Annotated in this window: 1 protein-coding gene; it reads left to right on the forward strand. The window is 53.5% G+C overall.

Annotated features, from left to right (window positions below):
* The first annotated feature begins 171 nt into the window (after positions 1-171).
* Complete coding sequence (locus ACR0B3_RS24155; protein ID WP_480745117.1) at positions 172-1,104, forward strand: IS481 family transposase; 933 nt, start codon at positions 172-174, stop codon at positions 1,102-1,104.
* Positions 1,105-1,187: the final 83 nt, after the last annotated feature.

Here is a 1,187-nt window from a genome sequence, read left to right on the forward strand (position 1 = left end):
GCAATGCCATACCCACCTGCACAATAAAGGGCTTATAGGTGTCATACCGTTGGTTTCGCGGATGTGTCAGTGTCGTTGAGTGTGGCTAGTTGTGTTCTCTGAAGAGGTTGTTCATCGCGTTCAGATGTTTGATGTTGGTTTCACCACAAAACAACACAAGAGATCCATGAGATGAACAACCCGCATAAGAATGCCCGAACCACGACGTATAGTCGAGAGCAGATGGTAAAACGAGTGCTGGAACAGCGGCAACCGGTGGAACAGGTTGCCCGGGCGTTTGCAGTCAGTGTTCGCACGGTGCGTAAATGGATTGGCCGCTACCTGGCTGAAGGAAGGGCCGGTCTGGAGAACCGCTCATCACGGCCAAGGTCTGCCGCTGCTGTACAGGCCAGCTGGTGGCGCAAGAAAGCTGAACAACTTCGCAAGGACTACCGTCTGACGGCACAAGAGATCGCGACCAAGCTCAATCTTGCCCGCTCGACAGTTGCGGCTTGGTTGAAGCATGCAGGTCTTGGTAAATTGAAGGCTCTTGATCCCAAGCCACTTGTGCGACGCTATCAACGCGAACGAGCGGGGGAGCTATTACATCTGGACATCAAGAAACTGGGGCGCTTTGAAGGGCACGGTCATCGCATTACAGGCAATCGCAAAGGCCGCACACCGGGACTTGGCTGGGACTATCTGCATGTGGCCATTGATGATGCCACCCGTCTTGCCTATGTGGAAGTTCTGCCCGATGAGACCCGGCACTCGACCTCAGCTTTTCTTGTCCGCGCTCTGCGCTGGTTTCGCAGACGGGGCGTGGCAGTCGAGCGAGTGATGACGGACAACGGTTCCGGTTACATCGCAAAACTGTTCCGCAGGATACTGCGGATGCTGAACATAAAACACATCCGCACCCGGCCCTACACGCCTAAAACCAACGGAAAAGCCGAACGCTTCATTCAAACCATGCTGCGTGAGTGGGCCTATGCCATCCCGTTTAAATCATCAAGAGCCAGAAAACAGGATCTGCCAAGATGGGTGAACTGGTACAACACTCAACGCACCCACATGGGAATTAACAATCAAACCCCAATTCAGGCCTTAAATGGAACAACCTAACCAGATTCCACACCTAGCGGCCGCCAGGTTAAGGTATATCGCCGGATCCACATGGGCCTCCAAGCGCTATATGAACATGAAAC

It is taken from the genome of Ruegeria sp. CE9, assembly GCF_056537425.1.

Bases quoted from the DNA above. Each gene is read 5' to 3' on its own strand.
- ACR0B3_RS24155 (WP_480745117.1), top strand. From the start codon at position 172: ATGAACAACCCGCATAAGAATGCCCGAACCACGACGTATAGTCGAGAG.